Origin of the sequence: Corynebacterium sp. (assembly GCF_030538285.1) — a bacterium.
Lineage (GTDB): Bacteria > Actinomycetota > Actinomycetes > Mycobacteriales > Mycobacteriaceae > Corynebacterium.
In genome coordinates, this window is sequence record NZ_JAUNUG010000012.1 from 1 (window position 1) to 16395 (window position 16395).

General features: G+C 64.7%; 16 protein-coding genes. 9 read left to right on the top strand and 7 right to left on the bottom strand.

From position 1 onward, the window contains the following. Both Q4G50_RS05640 and Q4G50_RS05645 read right to left on the bottom strand, forming a co-directional pair. Positions 1 to 436, bottom strand: a 436-nt coding sequence (locus Q4G50_RS05640; protein WP_303376675.1) for a DEAD/DEAH box helicase, incomplete at its 3' end; no start/stop codon positions are given. Then, positions 433 to 672 (bottom strand): DUF3039 domain-containing protein, encoded by a 240-nt coding sequence (locus tag Q4G50_RS05645; protein ID WP_085548839.1) that lies wholly within the window; start codon positions 670 to 672, stop codon positions 433 to 435. The genes Q4G50_RS05640 and Q4G50_RS05645, both read right to left, overlap by 4 nt. A gap of 57 nt (positions 673 to 729) precedes the next feature. On the opposite strand from Q4G50_RS05645, the gene Q4G50_RS05650 reads away from it, so the two are divergent. From Q4G50_RS05650 to galE, 6 genes are all read left to right on the top strand, one after another. Further along, positions 730 to 1212: a DUF3099 domain-containing protein gene (locus tag Q4G50_RS05650; protein ID WP_303376676.1), complete on the top strand. Its 483-nt coding sequence runs from the start codon at positions 730 to 732 to the stop codon at positions 1210 to 1212. After that, on the top strand, positions 1209 to 2714 hold the full coding sequence (locus tag Q4G50_RS05655) for a class I SAM-dependent methyltransferase (RefSeq protein WP_303376677.1): 1506 nt from the start codon (positions 1209 to 1211) through the stop codon (positions 2712 to 2714). The genes Q4G50_RS05650 and Q4G50_RS05655 overlap by 4 nt, the downstream gene beginning before the upstream one ends. Continuing rightward, positions 2711 to 3133, top strand: coding sequence for a D-aminoacyl-tRNA deacylase (gene dtd / locus Q4G50_RS05660; protein WP_303376678.1), 423 nt, complete (start codon positions 2711 to 2713; stop codon positions 3131 to 3133). Before Q4G50_RS05655 ends, dtd begins: the two co-directional genes overlap by 4 nt. A 73-nt stretch (positions 3134 to 3206) precedes the next feature. After that, positions 3207 to 4193, top strand: coding sequence for a sigma-70 family RNA polymerase sigma factor (locus tag Q4G50_RS05665; protein ID WP_303376679.1), 987 nt, complete (start codon positions 3207 to 3209; stop codon positions 4191 to 4193). A 105-nt stretch (positions 4194 to 4298) separates the two neighbouring features. After that, positions 4299 to 4979 carry a metal-dependent transcriptional regulator gene (locus Q4G50_RS05670; protein WP_303376680.1) on the top strand — a complete coding sequence of 227 codons (681 nt, stop codon included), beginning with the start codon at positions 4299 to 4301 and terminating at the stop codon, positions 4977 to 4979. Further along, a complete protein-coding gene (gene galE / locus Q4G50_RS05675) occupies positions 4979 to 5962 on the top strand; it encodes a UDP-glucose 4-epimerase GalE (protein ID WP_303376681.1) in 984 nt (327 codons plus the stop codon). The genes Q4G50_RS05670 and galE overlap by 1 nt, the downstream gene beginning before the upstream one ends. A gap of 19 nt (positions 5963 to 5981) precedes the next feature. On the opposite strand, the gene Q4G50_RS05680 is transcribed toward galE, so the two are convergent. After that, positions 5982 to 7043 carry a DUF4192 domain-containing protein gene (locus Q4G50_RS05680; protein WP_303376682.1) on the bottom strand — a complete coding sequence of 354 codons (1062 nt, stop codon included), beginning with the start codon at positions 7041 to 7043 and terminating at the stop codon, positions 5982 to 5984. A 228-nt stretch (positions 7044 to 7271) separates the two neighbouring features. On the opposite strand from Q4G50_RS05680, the gene Q4G50_RS05685 reads away from it, so the two are divergent. Further along, a complete protein-coding gene (locus tag Q4G50_RS05685; RefSeq protein ID WP_303376683.1) occupies positions 7272 to 8285 on the top strand; it encodes a PAC2 family protein in 1014 nt (337 codons plus the stop codon). Positions 8286 to 8413: 128 nt separating this feature from the next. Then, the gene (locus Q4G50_RS05690; protein ID WP_303376684.1) at positions 8414 to 10960 is read left to right on the top strand and encodes an RNA helicase; all 2547 of its coding nucleotides are present in this window, start codon (positions 8414 to 8416) and stop codon (positions 10958 to 10960) included. Between the two features lie 9 nt (positions 10961 to 10969). Here Q4G50_RS05690 and Q4G50_RS05695 read toward each other — a convergent pair whose 3' ends face one another. The 4 genes from Q4G50_RS05695 to sucC form a co-directional block, all read right to left on the bottom strand. After that, positions 10970 to 11908, bottom strand: coding sequence for a hypothetical protein (locus tag Q4G50_RS05695; protein ID WP_303376685.1), 939 nt, complete (start codon positions 11906 to 11908; stop codon positions 10970 to 10972). Positions 11909 to 11948: 40 nt separating this feature from the next. After that, on the bottom strand, positions 11949 to 13256 hold the full coding sequence (locus Q4G50_RS05700; protein ID WP_303376686.1) for a short-chain fatty acid transporter: 1308 nt from the start codon (positions 13254 to 13256) through the stop codon (positions 11949 to 11951). 219 nt (positions 13257 to 13475) lie between these two features. Further along, positions 13476 to 14360: a succinate--CoA ligase subunit alpha gene (gene sucD / locus Q4G50_RS05705; RefSeq protein WP_303376687.1), complete on the bottom strand. Its 885-nt coding sequence runs from the start codon at positions 14358 to 14360 to the stop codon at positions 13476 to 13478. Between the two features lies 1 nt (position 14361). Further along, positions 14362 to 15513, bottom strand: a complete 1152-nt coding sequence (gene sucC, locus Q4G50_RS05710) for an ADP-forming succinate--CoA ligase subunit beta (protein WP_303376688.1) — start codon at positions 15511 to 15513, stop codon at positions 14362 to 14364. Positions 15514 to 15688: 175 nt separating this feature from the next. On the opposite strand from sucC, the gene Q4G50_RS05715 reads away from it, so the two are divergent. Then, complete coding sequence (locus Q4G50_RS05715) at positions 15689 to 16252, top strand: PepSY domain-containing protein (RefSeq protein ID WP_303376689.1); 564 nt, start codon at positions 15689 to 15691, stop codon at positions 16250 to 16252. Positions 16253 to 16395 lie beyond the last annotated feature (143 nt).

The window sequence follows — 16395 nt, forward strand, 5'->3', positions numbered from 1 at the left end:
GGATGCCGTCGCCCCAGCTCTTGGCGTCGCCGCCGTGGTGGATCTCGTCGAGGATGACCAGCGAACGGCGGGCGGAACACACGGCGTGGTGCTTGAAGGGGTGCATCGACACCTGCGCATAGGTGACCACGATGCCGTCATAGGACGGGTTGACCGCCGAGGCATTGGTGAAGTGCGGGTCGAGCGAGAGGCCGACCCGGGCGGCGGCCTGGGACCACTGGATCTTCAGGTGTTCGGTGGGCACGACGACGATGATGCGGTCGACTACCCGCGAGGCCATCAGTTCGGTGGCCACGCGCAGCGCGAACGTGGTCTTGCCGGCACCCGGGGTCGCGACCGCCAGGAAATCCTTCGGTTTATGCAGCAGGAACTTCGTCAGCGCTGAGCGCTGCCAGGCGCGGAGCTGCCCCTTGTTACCCTGTCCTCCCCCACTCACTTGCGACGCAGGCCCTTGTAGATCCGTTCGCAGTCGGGGCAGACCGGTGATCCGGGCTTGGCCTGCTTGGTCACCGGGAAGGTCTCACCGCACAGGGCGACGACCATGTTGCCGCTCACCGCGGACTCGACGATCTGGTTCTTCTTGACGTAGTGGAAGAACTTCGGGGTGCCGTCGTCGAGGTCGGTGTCTTCCCTGATGTCGGGGCGTTCGATGGTCTTCGTACTGGTCTTCACGCGAACCATCATGCCCCACATCTTGCCTCGTTGGCACACGGGGCTACCCTGAGCAGTATGGATGAGGACACCTTCGACGTCGTGGACGAGCCGGACGAGCCCGGCGGTGACACGTCGGGCCCGGCGCGCCGCCAGCGTCGCCTGGGTATTCGGCGGCGGCGTGCGGAGCTGATCACCACCGCGCAGCGTTCCCCGGCGGAGAATCTCCGGCGCCGGGAGCGGGTGTACACGTGGTTGCAGGCTTCGCGTCTGCCGGCGTTGCTGATCAGTGCGGGTAGTTACCTGTGGCTGGGTGATTGGATTGTGTCGGGCATCTTGTTCCTTATTTCTGTGCCGCTGCCGTGGATCGCGGTGGTGATTGCGAATGGGCAGGGTGAGGTGCGGGATAAGCGTTCGCGTAACACGTATAAGCCGCAGGTGGCGCGGGAGTATTATGCCGCGGTGGAGGCGGAGCGGCGCGCGCAGGTGGAGGCCCCGTCCCGTCCCGAGCTGGAGACCGGCCATTCGGACATCATCGATCATGAGGAGAATGAGAATTGAGCGTGGCTGCCCTCGCCCCTGAACTGACCGCCCTGTTCGCCGAGGCGGGTTTCACGGCGGACGGTATCGCCGCCCATGTAGGCCCGGATGCCACGGAGGCGTTGCATCGCGGTGAACCGGCGGCGGTGCGTTTCGCGGCGTCGGATGATTCGCGGCTCTCGCGTCTGATCCGCGTTTTCGTGCTTCGCGACGCCGTCCCCGCCACCGAGTTGGCGGATCTGCTCGGCGCTACGCTGACGACAAAGCTTATCGACGCCGCGGCCGTCACCGCCGATCCTTCCGGCACCGTCCGGCTGGTGCTCGACATCCGGCCGCATGTCATTGTCGGCGAGAACCGGTGGGTGTTCTCGGATGCGGATGCCTCCATGACGCAACATGTCCCCGGCCCGGACCACGTCCTCGGTGTCGGTGCCGCCAGCCTGTCGCTGCTGCAGTCCACACCAGTGACCCCGGTGGATACGGTGCTGGATCTGGGCACGGGTTCCGGAGTGCAGGCCTTGGGTCAGCTGGAGGCGGCTGAGTATGTCACGGCCACGGATATCCATCCCCGCGCACTGGAGTTGGCCGCCGCGACTTTCGCCGGGGCGGGTGCGCAGGTGGAGCTGCTGGAAGGCCCGTGGTTTGAGCCGGTCGCCGGGCGGCGTTTCGACCGCATTGTGGCCAACCCGCCGTTTGTGGTCGGCCTGCCGGAGGTCGGCCACGTCTACCGCGATTCGGGCCTGAACCTGGATGGGGCTTCCGAGCTCGTCGTCTCCCAGGCACCGCAGCACCTCAACCCGGGTGGCACCGCACACCTGTTGGCCGCGTGGGTACATACCCACGGGCAGTCCTGGGCCGCGCGTGTGGCCTCCTGGTTGCCGAAGCGGGGGGTGGCGGCGTGGATCATCGAGCGTGATGTCGCAGATCCCGCCCACTATGTGGGTACCTGGCTGCGGGATGAATCGATTGATCCCCGCTCCCCGGAAGCGGCCGCGCGCACCGAGGCCTGGTTGGCCCACTTCGCGGACCACGGAGTCACCGGCATCGGTTTCGGGTTCGTCGCCATCCGTGATATCGGCGATGAGCCCTCCGACATCATGGCCGAGCCCATGCCGCAGGCCTTCACCGATCCCCTCGGCCCCGAGGTGGAGGAGTACTTCGACCGCATCGCCTGGCTGCGCCACCGCAGCGCCACCGAGCTTGCCGACGCCACTTACCTCACCCGCCCCGGCCTGGCCCGGGAGGAGATCTCCGTCGCCGACGTCGACGCCGGGGTGGGCTTCGCGCCAGCCGCCCTGCGGCTGACGCGTACGGACGGACCGCGGTGGAGCCACGACGTCGATAAGCATCTGGCGGCGATTGTCGCCGGCCTCCACCCGCATGGGCTTTCCCTGCGCGAAACCGTCGGCCTGTATGCCATGGCCAATGATCTGGAAGAGGAGCCATTGGTGGAATCTGCCATCCCCGCCGTTGTCGATCTGGTCCGGCATGGACTGCTGCTGCCCGCGGAGGTGATCCTGTGAAAGCCGTCCTCACCCGCGTGAGCGAGGCCTCCGTCACCGTCGACGGAAAGGTCGTCGGGGAGATTGGGCCCGGCATCCTGGCACTAGTCGGCGTCGGCCGCGAGGATGCCCCGGATGCCTGGGAGACCATGGTGCGCAAGATCGCCGAACTGCGCATCCTCGACGGCGAACAAGGAGTGGAAGAAGCCAGGCAATCGGTGCTGCTGGTCAGCCAGTTCACCCTCCACGGGCGCACCGCGAAGGGACGCCGGCCCAGCTGGTCGGATGCGGCACCGGGCGAGGTGGCGGAACCGGTGATCGAGAAGATCGCCGCCGGGCTACGGGAGCGCGGCATCCCCGTGGAGCAAGGTGTCTTCGGCGCGATGATGAAGGTGGCTTCCGTCAACGACGGTCCCTTCACTGTGCTGGTGGAGTGCTGATTTTTGGGTCGGGAACAAAACCCAGCGCCCGCGCGTTGAGCAGATAGTACCGGCGAATTTAGGAGGCCTCCCGATGACCAACCCTTCCCTGCAGGATCCTGACGTAGAGACCACCGACCGTGGAAGCCGCCGCGGCCAGACCAACGACAACCCGTCCGCGGACCTGGTGCGTGTTTATCTCAACGGCATCGGCCGCACGGCCCTGCTGAATGCGGAGGAAGAGGTGGAGCTCGCCCAGCGCATTGAGGTTGGTTTGTACGCTGCCCATCTGCTGGCCACCGACAAGAACCTCACCCGCGCCATGAAGCGCGACCTGAAGGTGTTGGCGAAGGACGGCAACAAGGCGCGCGCCCATCTGCTGGAAGCCAACCTGCGCCTGGTGGTCTCCCTGGCCAAGCGTTACACCGGCCGCGGCATGCCGCTGCTGGATCTCATCCAGGAGGGCAACCTGGGTCTGATCCGCGCGATGGAGAAGTTCGATTACGCCAAGGGCTTTAAGTTCTCCACCTACGCCACCTGGTGGATCCGCCAGGCAATCACCCGCGGTATGGCGGATCAATCCCGCACCATCCGGCTGCCTGTCCATCTCGTGGAGCAGGTGAACAAGCTCTCCCGGATCAAGCGGGAGATGTACCAGCACCTGGGCCGGGAGGCCACCAACGAGGAGCTGGCTGAGGAGTCGGGTATTGAGGAATCCCGCATCGAGATGCTCCTGCGCCAGTCCCGCGACCCGGTGTCGCTGGACATGCCGGTCGGCGCAGACGAAGAGGCTCCGCTGGGTGATTTCATCGAGGATGCTGAGGCCACTGACGCTGAGTCCGCCGTGGTCGCCACCATGCGCCACTCCGATATCCGCTCTGTGCTGGGCACCCTGGAGGAGCGTGAGCAGGATGTCATCCGCCTGCGTTACGGCCTTGATGACGGTGTCCCGCGCACCCTCGATCAGATTGGTCGCCGTTTCGGGCTCTCCCGCGAGCGGGTGCGCCAGATTGAGCGTGAGGTCATGAGCAAGCTGCGGGACGGCCACCGCGCCGCCCGCCTGCGCGAGTACGCGCTCTAGCCACCCTGCGCATCCCGCCTTCCCGCACCCCCGGGAGGGCGGTCGTTCGTTGGGGTAGGCTTTTATCCATTGTCGGTACTTGTGAGGCAGAAAGGCGTTGGGCCCGTGAAGGACCTGGTCGATACCACTGAGATGTATCTGCGGACCATCTACGAACTCGAGGAGGAGGGCATCATCCCTCTGCGCGCCCGCATCGCAGAGCGTCTCGAGCAGTCCGGCCCGACCGTCAGCCAGACGGTCGCTCGTATGGAGCGCGACAATCTCGTCATCGTCCGCCCCGATCGCTCCCTGGAGATGACTCCGGAAGGCCGCGAGCTGGCCACCGCCGTCATGCGCAAGCACCGCCTGGCGGAGCGCCTGCTCACCGACATCCTGGGCCTGGACATCCACCAGGTCCACGATGAGGCCTGCCGCTGGGAGCATGTCATGAGTGAGGCCGTCGAGGAGCGCGTCGTCGCCGTCCTCGCTGATGCCTCCCGCTCCCCCTTCGGCAACCCGATCCCGGGCCTGGCGGAGCTCGGTGTCACTGATCCGGTCGCCGCCGATCACGGGATCCGCGCCATCGATCTGCCCGAGGGCCAGCCCACTAGGGCCCGGATCGTGCAGCTCAACGAGATCCTGCAGGTGGATCTCGAGCAGTTCGCCTCGCTTGTCGACGCTGGGGTCACCGTCGGCGCCACCGTCACCGTCACCCATGAGGGCGGGACCGTGCGCATCTCCTCCGGTTCCTCCGAGGTGGAGATCCACCCGGATCTCGCCCACGCCATCCGGGTGGAGCTGATCTAATGAAGCTTCTGGTCACCGGCGGTGCCGGTTATGTCGGATCAGTATGTGCGCAGGTACTCATCGAGGCCGGCCACGAGGTTGTGGTGGTAGACAACTTCTCCACCGGCAACCGGGAGGCTGTGCCCGCCGGTGCGCGCCTGGTGGAAGGTGATGTCCGCGACGTCGCCGCTACCGTCCTGAGTGAGGGTGGTTTCGACGGCGTCATCCACTTCGCCGCCCGCTCCCTGGTCGGCGAATCCATGGAGAAGCCCGAAGAATACTGGCAGCACAACGTGGTCACCTCGCTTGAGCTTCTCGACGCCATGCGGGACCACGGCGTACATAACCTCGTGTTCTCCTCCACCGCCGCCACCTACGGCGAGCCAGACATCGTGCCGATCACCGAGGACATGCCCACCGCCCCGACCAACCCTTATGGCGCGTCGAAGCTGGCGATCGACTACATCATCACCTCCTACGCCCAGGCCCACGGTCTCGGCGCCACCAGCCTGCGCTATTTCAACGTCGCTGGCGCCTACGGCTCGATCGGTGAGAACCGCGAGATCGAGACCCACCTCATCCCCCTGGTCCTGCAGGTGGCACTCGGCCACCGCGATAAGATCTTCATGTTCGGCGATGACTGGCCCACCGCCGACGGAACCCCGGTGCGCGACTACATTCACATCCGCGACCTCGCCGATGCCCACGTCCTCGCCCTGGAGAGCAATACGCCTGGCACACACCGGATCTACAACCTCGGCTCCGGCGACGGCTACTCCGTCAAGCAGGTCATCGACATGTGCCGCCAGGTCACCGGGCATCCCATCCCGGCGGAGGTAGCACCCCGGCGCGCCGGTGACCCGGCCACCCTCATTGCCTCCTCAGCGAAGATCCAGTCCGAACTGGGCTGGAACCCGACCTGCACGGACCTCGAGACCATTGTCACCGACGCCTGGGCCTTCACCAGCCAGCTCGGCGACAAAGCGTGGTCAGCACGCCGCTAGACCACCCTGCTCAGCGTTCTCAGGCCGCTGTCCCCTGCTCCAGAACTGCGGGCGGCTCATTGATTCCGTGGTGGGATCTGACGATCAAGGATCCCTCCCGCACTGAGGAGACCATCAGCCGGAACTGGCCGTGCTGTGCGGCCGGGAAAAGCAGCCCGGCCAGAACATGCGCAGGGTCTTCGGCGCACGCCGTGAGTAGTGCATGCGTGGCGCGCATGAAAAGCTGCAGCTCCACCGAACATAACGCATAGAGACACAGCGCGTTGTGGCGGATTTCGCCGTGGAAGGTGCGGGCCACCGCCAGCATGAGCAGCGAGCCAGTCACCGGGTCGCACAGCAGATCTTCGGCAACCAGATCACGCAGTTCCTTCGTACCCAACAGGGTCCCCACTGTGAGCAACACCTCCTCGTCCCCCATAAGGGTGGTGAGGGGGAGGTCGCGGGCTTCGTCGATAAGCAATCGAGCATCATCGACCAACGCCGGGTACGTCGACGGGCACAGATCCCACGCGCGCTCCACCGCGAAATCAGTGAACTGCTCACAGTCCTGGGCGGTGAAGAAGCGGTTGCCGTGCGCGAAATGGGCATCCATCTCCTCGCGACTGAGTTCCGGCAACTCCCCCTGCGCCAACAGTGGCTGCATCGACTGGGCGGCCGTCACCGGGGCGATGACGTCGCGCGCCCAGCTACTGTCCAGGAGCTTCTCCTCGGCCAACCCCAAGGTGAGTACCTCCCCGGTGAGAATCCGCGGGGTCACCCACGCCGCATCCAGGGGCAGGTCCACCATGTGCCTGTAGAGAATGAGCGTGTCGATGAGCTCGCAGATCTCCTCATCGGGACGGGTGGTGATGATAAAGCCCATGACGAGAGCCGGTTCCATGCTGTGCAGGGTTTCAGCAAGATCGTTCAGGACGTGAAAATCATCCAAATCGATGCGCAAGACTGGGCCGAGGGAAAACTGATGCGGTTCATCCGTGGCGGTGAACGTGACAAAGACGAGGGACTCATTCGGGTAGAAGCCGAGGATGCCCGGCAGGTTGGCGGCGATCTGTCCAGGGGAAGCAAGTGACGGTGTGGTCATGCCCCCGACACTGCACGCGCCGACCCACTCGTGCCGGACACCTGCCCCGAAACCGCCCAAACCTGTGGATAACTGTTAGTTGTCCACAGGCTGCGACCCCCTCGGGTGGCGGTTCAATCGGGGATGGGGCAGAATATTCCGACTACACTGGTCAGTCATGGGAATAACACCCGTGTCAGATAAGTTGCACCGGGTGTATGCCGCTTAAGCCGAAGGAGGATGATGGGTATGCATGACCATGAGCGTTCCATGTATGAGCTCGAATACCCGGCCCCGGAGGTCACGACTGGGACGCAGGGTGGACCCACCTTGATCGTCGCCCTCCAGGGCTACGCGGACGCAGGCCACGCCGTCGAATCCAGCGCCGATCATCTGCTCGCCGCGCTCGACTCCCGTCCGGTGGCGTCCTTCAACAACGATGAACTCATCGACTACCGTTCCCGCCGCCCCGCCGTGACCATGGACAACCATCAGATCACCGGGATGGAAAACCTCGACCTCGGGATCCGCGTTCTGCGCGACACCGAGGGGCGTTCCTTCCTGCTGCTGTCGGGCCCGGAGCCGGATCTGCGGTGGGAGGCGTTCACCGAGGCCGTCGCCGATCTGGTGGAGAAGTTCGGTGTCGACCACACCATCTGCCTCTACGCCGCGCCGATGGCTGTGCCGCACACCCGTCCGCTCGTGGTGTCCGCGCACAGCAACACCCCGTCGCTGGTGAATTCCATGTTCACCTATGACTCGAAGGTGGTCCTGCCCGGCTCGGCTTCCATGATGCTGGAACGGGCGCTGCACAAGCGCGGCCGCAATGTCGCCGGTTTCACCGCCCACGTTCCGCACTACTTGGCGGCGTCGCCCTACCCGGCGGCCACCCATGAGCTGCTCGACGCAGTGGCCCGCGCCGCTGGTCTCTCCCTGCCGCTGCGCGCCCTCGAGCACGACATGGTGCGTGTCACCCAGCAGCTTTCCGAACAGGTCGATGACAGCCACGAGATTCAGCAGGTGGTCGCCCATCTGGAGCGTCAGTACGACGAGGAGCTGGAGCGCTACCGCGCCGCGAAGCCGCACGCCATGCTGCCCGGGGAGCATGAGATGCCCTCCGGTGATGAGATTGGGGAGGAGTTCGAGCGATTCCTCGCCACCCTGGATGCCACCGAGGAGGACAACCGCACCGAGGAGGTCGGGGGCCCCGCAGAGTGGCCGGTCGATGACTCTCCGGAGGAATTGCCGGACGACGACGAATAAGCGTCGCATGCCAGCGCCCCGTCGAGCCCTTCAAGGAGAGTCCGCGGGGCGCTGTTGCGCGCTGGGATAAGGGAATGGCAGGATGGCCAGGCCCGCTCGCCGTGGGTCTGCGGCTAGGGTGAATAAGTGTGAACCTCGCCCAGATGCTGCCCGACCTGTCCGACGTCCCGGAGAACCTCCTGGACGAGTCCATCTTCGACAGTTTCCTCAGCTGGGTCCGCGGGCGCGGCATCGAACTCTACCCTGCCCAGGAGGAAGCGGCGCTGGGCATCCTCGCCGGAGACAACGTCATCCTGGCCACCCCGACCGGGTCGGGTAAGTCGATGGTGGCTAACGCTGCGCACTTCATCGCCATGGCCCGCGGGCAGCGTTCCTTCTATACCGCCCCCATCAAAGCGTTGGTGAGCGAGAAGTTCTTCGCGCTGTGCGAGATCTTCGGCCCGGAGAACGTGGGCATGATGACCGGTGACGCGACCGTCAACGGCCAGGCCCCCATCATTGCGGCCACCGCGGAGATCGTGGCCAACATCGCGCTGCGCGACGGCGCGGACGCGAAGATCGACCAGGTCGTCATGGACGAGTTCCACTACTACTCCGACCCGGAGCGCGGCTGGGCGTGGCAGGTGCCACTGCTGGAGTTGCCAAAGGCGCAGTTCCTGCTCATGTCCGCCACCCTCGGCGACACCACCTTCCTGCAGGAGGATCTCACCTCCCGCACGGGCCGCACCACCTCCCTGGTGGCCGGATCGGAACGTCCGGTGCCGCTGGATTTCTCCTATGTCTACACGCCGGTGCACGAGACGATCGAGAACCTGCTTTCCGACGGTAAGGCACCCATCTACGTCGTCCATTTCTCCCAGCGTGAGGCCACCGAACGCGCTCAGGCGCTGACCAGTCTGAAAATCATCGACGATGAGACCAAGGAGAAGATCGTCGCCGAGATCGGCAGCTTCCGCTTCACCACCACTTACGGCAAGACGCTGTCGCGTCTGCTGCGCCGCGGCATCGGCGTCCACCACGCGGGCATGCTGCCGAAATACCGCCGCCTCGTCGAACGCCTCTCCCAGACCGGCCTGCTCAAGGTCATCTGCGGTACGGACACCCTCGGCGTGGGCATTAACGTGCCGATCCGCACCGTACTCATGACCGGGCTGGCGAAGTTCGACGGCACCCGCCAGCGCATCCTCAAGTCACGTGAGTTTCACCAGATCGCCGGCCGCGCCGGGCGTGCGGGTTATGACACGGAGGGCACCGTCGTCGTCGAGGCCCCGGAGCATGAGATCGAAAACTGGCGCCTGCGCAAGCGCGCCGGCCAGGACCCGAAGAAGCTGAAGAAGCTGCGCTTGAAGTCGGTCCGCGAGGGCGAGGTCACCTGGTCGGAGAAGACCTACGAGCGCCTCACCGTCGCCGAGCCGGAGCCGATGAGTTCGCAGTTCCGAATGACCAACTCCATGCTGCTCAACGTTATCGCCCGCCCCGGCAATGGCTACGAGCACCTCAAGCATCTGCTGCGCACCAACCACGACACCCGCGCGAAGCAGAACCGCGACATCCTCCACACCCTGGAGCTGTTCAAGGGCCTGCTCAACGCAGGCATCGTGGTCAAGGCTACAGACGGTACCGATGAGGAGGGCCGCCCCTACCACCTCACCCAGGAACTGCAGCGCGACTTCGCCCTCAACCAGCCGCTCTCCCCCTTCGCGCTGGCTGCGCTCACGCTGCTCGACCAGGAATCCGACACCTACACCGTCGACGTCATCTCCACCTTCGAGGCCATTCTCGACGACCCCCGCCCCCTCCTCCAGGCCCAGCAGAAGCAGGCCCGCGGCGAGGAAATCGCCGCCCTGAAGGCCGAGGGAGTTGATTACACCGAGCGGATGGCCATCGTCGAGGACATCACCTGGCCGCAGCCGCTGTCCGAGGAACTGGAGGACGCCTACGACACCTTCACCGAGGGCGCCCCCTGGGCCCGGGAGTTCGAGCTCTCCCCGAAGTCGGTCGTGCGCGACATGATCGAGCACGCCATGACGTTCTCCGATCTCATCGCCACCTACGGCCTCGCCCGCTCCGAAGGCGTCGTGCTGCGCTATCTCACCGACGCCTGGCGTACGCTGCGCCAGTCCGTGCCGCTGGAATCGCTCAACGACGAGCTGGAGGACGTCATCGAATGGCTCGGTGAGCTCATCCGCCAGGTTGATTCCTCGCTTATCGACGAATGGGCCCAGATGGGCGACGAGGACACCCCCATCTCCAAGGAGGACCTCGAGCGCGAACTCGCTTTCGGCCTCGAGGACCCCACGGCGCTCACCGCCAACAAGCGGGCGTTTACCATCATGGTCCGCAACCTCATGTGGCGCCTCATCGAACTCTTCGCCTGGGAGAAGGAGGACAAACTCGCCGAACTCCTCGACTACCTGGAGCGCGACGACAAACCCGATTGGGGTGCGGAACTCGACGCCTACTTCAACGAGTACGCCGACCTCGACACCGGCCAGGACGCCCGCTCCGGCGAGTACTTCACCCTGACCCAGGACGGCCGCGAGTGGACCGCCCGGCAGATCATCAAGGACCCCGAGGGCGACAACTCCTTCCAGCTCGTCGCCGTCATCGACCTCGACGCCTCCGACGCGGAGGGCGAGGTGCGGCTGAAGTCGGTGAAGATGGTGCGGCGCTAGGCCACAACTCTAGAAAGGATCGCCCGCGGGGGCGGGAACCTCTACCGGCGCCTCGTAGTATTCCTCCGGGATGGGTGCGGGCTCAGCTGGCGGCGGGGTGCGATTAGTGGGCGGGTCGATGCCGCACAGGTCCCGGTACTCTTCAGCGGAGACTTCCATCCATCCGTAGAGCCCGCCGCAGACTCCTTCACCACGGATCGCCCGCTGTTGCTCCGGGCTGCCCTCGCATTCCGGGGCGAGGCGTTCGACACCATCGGAGTACAGGCCCTGAGCGGGCCCGAGGTAGCCGAGGCATTGCACCACTGTCGGCTCAGTGGCCTGGTTAGTGGTCGGCGCGGCCTGCGGTTCGGCGCGGGAGGTCGAGGATTGCATATATTCATGCACGGTGTAAGCCACATCCCCGAGATTGGAAATGTCGCTGGAGTTAAGGAAGACATAGGCCGGGGTTTCGCAGTTGGTGGACAGTGACCACCCTTCATTGATGTTTTCTTCCGCGGCGGTGCCGCCGGCGGCGTCGATAAGCTGCGCGGCGATATCGACGTTCGGGTTCACCGACTTAAAGGTGACCAGATACATGCCGATACCGCAGCGGTTCATCGTCGCTGGGAAGCGGCCGCCGCCGTCATCACTGATGGGGCTGAAGTCTGCGTTCGCGAAGACCCGGGTCATGCCGTCCCAGGAGCGGCGGAGCTGGTATTCGCCCCACTCCTGCGGCGCGTCGGGGGCAGGCTCCGGATGGATGGAGTAGATGTCGGTGCCCTCCAGGAGTGCTGCGGCGTCGACTTCGGCTTTTTCGGAGGCGGTCGCCTCGACGCTGCTTGTCGAGGGCGGATCCGTGTCACCCGCGTCCACACCGCCACCGCGCACCAGGAGCGCGATGATCCCGATTCCTGCCAGCAGGGTGAGCGCCAGCAGCGAAATGATGACGGTGGCCTGGGTCTTGTTCATGGCGTTGCCTCCAACTCCGCGGGCTGAAGGTCCAGCTTATCTAGAACATCGCCAGCAAGGTGAAAGCTCCCGCGATGATCACACCGGTGACCAGCAGCCAGATCATGCAGTAGCCCATGATGTCACGGGCGGAGAGGCCGGCAACACCCAGCAGCGGCAGCGCCCAGAACGGCTGCACCTGGTTGGTCCAGGCATCACCCCAGGCAAAAGCCATGAGGGTCTGCGGAATGTCTGCCCCGATGGCCTCGGCAGCCGCCATGGTCACCGGGCCCTGGACGGCCCACTGCCCGCCGCCGGACGGGATGAAGAAGTTGACCACACCTGCGGACAGGAAGGTCAGCACGGGGAAGGTCTCCTGCGTGGCCACTCCGATGATCCAGTCGGAGATGACATCCACCAGGCCGGAAGTGGCCATGATGCCGGCGACACCGGCGTAGAGCGGGAACTGGAGGATGATGCCACGGGTCGAGGTGATGGCCTCCTCGACAGCGGCGAGCAGTTCCACCACATTGCGGTGCGCCACCAGCGCGAGCGTGAGGAAGAGCAGGATGACGGTGTTGAGGTTGATGTCGAAGCCGTTGGTGGCGAAGTGGCTCACCAGGTAGGTACCGGGCAGAATCGCCAGGAGGAGCAGCAGAATTCGCGAGTGGTCGAGCTTTTCCGCCGGGGTCATGGACGAACGGTCGACGGTCTCGCCCACGTCATCGGCCTCAGGCCCGGTGAAGGAAATGATGTTCTCCTTGGGTACTCGCACCGACGCGTAGAACACCAACAGAGCGACAAGGATCACCGCGGTGATCGCCAGGTTCCACGGGCTGTAAAGAGTCTCGGAGACCGGGATGAGGCCGGTTTCCTCGAACATGAAATGGTCCGGGGTGGCCATCACAGCCGGGATCGACGAGGAAGGTCCACGGACGATTTCAGCCGAGTAGGCGGCGGCCACCACGAGCGGGAAGTGGATGCCGGGGATTTTGCGTCCGATGGCGCGCGCCAGCAGGGCGCCCACGACCAGGCCCATGCCCCAGTTGAGGTAGCAGGCGAAGAACGAGATCGCGGCAGTCATGAGATAACCCTGGCGCGGGGTCTTGGGGATGTCTGTCAGCTTGTCGAGCAGCTTGGTGACAATCGGACTCAAGGCCAGGATGTAGCCGGTCAGCAGAACCAGCGCCATCTGCATGGCGAAAGTGAAGAGTTCAGAGAATCCGGTTCCCCATGAGTTGACGACATCGAGCGGGGTGGACGGGGTGAAGATGAGTGCGGCACCACTGACCAGCACGGTGAGGAAAATAGCCAGGATGAAGGCATCTGGCATATAGCGCTGGACGACGCGCGTGGTGAAGTTCACCATCGTTTGCATGTTTGAAACCTCGGAGGATCGGCGAGTAGGTCCGCTGATCATAGGAAATTAGCAACACAAACGCATATCGTCGCACACCCCGAGGGTTTCGCCATCACCGCACGTCAGGGCTATAAAATGGCGAGCACTGCACATATGCACAATTGTTCTCTACGTGAACACGCTTGAGGGGGTGAATATATCTAGCGAAGCAGTGGCGCGCGCCGCCTATTATTGCTGCCTTTCCGCCGCGATCCGCCGCATGATCTCAGCAGCCTCGGTCGGCGTCGTGCCGACACGCACACCCGCCGCCTCGAGCGCCGTTTTTTTGGCCCGCGCGGTGCCGACGGATCCAGTGACGATCGCCCCTGCATGCCCCATGGTCTTGCCTTCGGGGGCGGTAAAGCCGGCGATGTAAGCAACGACGGGCTTCGACACGTTCGCGGTGATGTACTCCGCAGCACGCTCTTCAGCATCGCCGCCGATTTCACCGATCATGACGATGGCCTCCGTGTCCGGGTCCGACTCGAACAACTCCAGGGCGTCCATGAAGTCAGTACCGATGAGCGGATCACCGCCGATGCCGATCGCGGTGGAGATGCCGACGTCGGAAAGCTCGTTCATCATCTGGTACGTCAGCGTGCCTGACTTGGAGATGAGCCCCACCGGCCCCGAGCCGGTGATTTTCGCCGGGATGATCCCGGCCAGCGACGCCCCAGGGGTGATCAGACCCGGGCAGTTGGGGCCAATGATGCGCGTGCTTTTCGACGCCTGCGTCAGAATCTCGGCGGTGTCCCGCACCGGCACACCCTCCGTGATGACAACCACCAGGGGCATCTCTGCCTCGATAGCCTCGATCACCGCATCCTTGACGAATGCAGCCGGAACAAAAACCACGGAGACGTTGGCGTCGGTGGTTTCCCGGGCGTCGGCGACGGTGGCGAACACCGGGAGGTCGTCACCACCCAGAGTCACCGTCTCCCCCGCCTTCTTCGGGTTGGTGCCACCCACCACACGAGCGCCGGCGGCGAGCATGCGCTCGGTGTGGAGGCGACCTTCCCGTCCGGTGATGCCTTGGACGATGATGCGGGAGTCGGCGTCGATAAGCACGGCCATGTCAGCTCCTTGCTGCGAGTTCGGTCACGGTGTCGGCGGCCTCATCCATGTCCGCGACGACGGTGACCAGCGGGTGGTTGAAATCCTCCAGGATCGCGCGGCCCTCATCGACGCTGTTGCCGTCGAGACGCACGACGATGGGTCGGGAGGCGTCCTCGAGTCTGGTCAGGGCCTCCACGATGCCGGTGGCGACGGCGTCGCAGGAGGTGATGCCGCCGAAGACGTTGACAAAAACGCTGCGGACGCCCTCATCAGATAGCACAATCTCCAACGCCGCGGTCATCGTCTCCGGGGAGGCGCCACCGCCGATGTCGAGGAAGTTCGCCGGCTTCTGCCCGCCATGCTTCTCCCCCGCCCCAGTCACGACGTCGAGCGTCGACATGACCAGCCCGGCACCATTGCCGATGATTCCCACCGAACCGTCGAGGGTGACGTACTTGAGTCCGTGCTCGCGGGCCTGCTTTTCGACGGGGTCGAGGTGGCCGGCGGCGTCGGCAAGCGCCGTACGGTTGTCGTGGCGGAAGGCAGCGTTATCGTCGAGGGTGATCTTGCCGTCCAGGGCGAAGATCTCGCCGTCGACGGTGAGAACCAGCGGATTCACCTCAACGAGGGTGGCGTCCTCGGTGCGGTAGACCTCGAGAAGCTGGTGGAGCACGGGGATCACCTTCACACGGATACCTTCCGGCAACGCAGCGACAAGCGCTTCCGCATCGAGGTCCCCGAGGGGGTCGACCGCAACGCGGGTGATGGCGTCGGGGCGTTCGCCGGCCAGCTTCTCGATGTCCACACCACCCTCCACCGAAAACATCGCCAGGAAAGTCCGGGCAGCCCGGTCGAGCAGAATGGAGAAGTAGTACTCCTCCTCAATGTCAACGCACTCGACGACCATGACCTTCTCGGCGCGGTGCCCGCGGATATCCAGCCCCAAGATCGCTTCGGCGGCCTCATGGGCGGCGTCAGGGGTATCGGCGACGCGGATTCCTCCGGCTTTGCCGCGCCCACCGATCTTGACCTGCGCCTTCACGACGACCGGGCCACCTATCCGTTCAGCGGCTGTCCGGGCTTCCGCAGGCGAGGTTGCCACGGTGCCCTGCACGACGGGCACGCCGTGCTCCTCGAAGATGTCACGGGCCTGGTACTCGTAAAGGTCCATGCGGCGAGTCTATATATCGGCTAGTTGATGCGCCGGAAAGCGAGAAAGAGCTTTCCCCGAAAAATAACGAAAGTGAAACCCTTTTCCGCAGATTCCTGTTCACCTTCCGTTAAACATGTACGGTGGTTCATACAACTTCATATTTATGTTTCCCCGACAGACAAAGGAGTCTCACATGACCACCCGCCTTATGAAGACCGTTGCCATCGCGGCATCCGCCGGCCTGTTCCTCAGCGCCTGCACCACCTCCGACGACACCGCCACCGATGACCCGGGCACCGTGACCACCACCACCCCGGCAGGCGAGGATCCGACCGAGACCACCGTCACCACCGCGGACACCGCGGACCAGGTCGAGGGTGAGGACCCGGTCTTCCGCGTCATCGACGCTGTCATGGCTGACTACCCGGACGCTGTCATCATCGACATCGACCGCGAGGACGACGCCGACAGCTACTCCATCGAGGTTGTCGAAGGCGAGGACATCATCGACCTGCAAGTCGACTTCGACGGCACCCTGGAGGAGCGCGACCGCGGCTCCGACGACGAGAAGGTCCGCAAGTCCCAGGAGGCCACCGTCTCCGCCACCGACGCCATCAACGAGGCGCTCGAGCTACACCCGGAGGGCCTGCTCGACGAGGCTGAGCTCGACGAAGAGGACGGCACCCTGCAGTGGAACATCCAGCTGGATGACGCCGACCGCAACGACCTCGCAGAGGTCGACGTCGCCGCCAACTAAGGCCGCGGCCACGTCTGCACACCCTGCCGCCCCCGTCACCGCCTTCCCGGTGACGGGGGCGTCGTGCATCTAGATGACACAACCCTCCTGGAAGTTTCATCGTGGTTTCATCTTCGGTTCCTAGGCTCAAGGCAGGCTCAAGG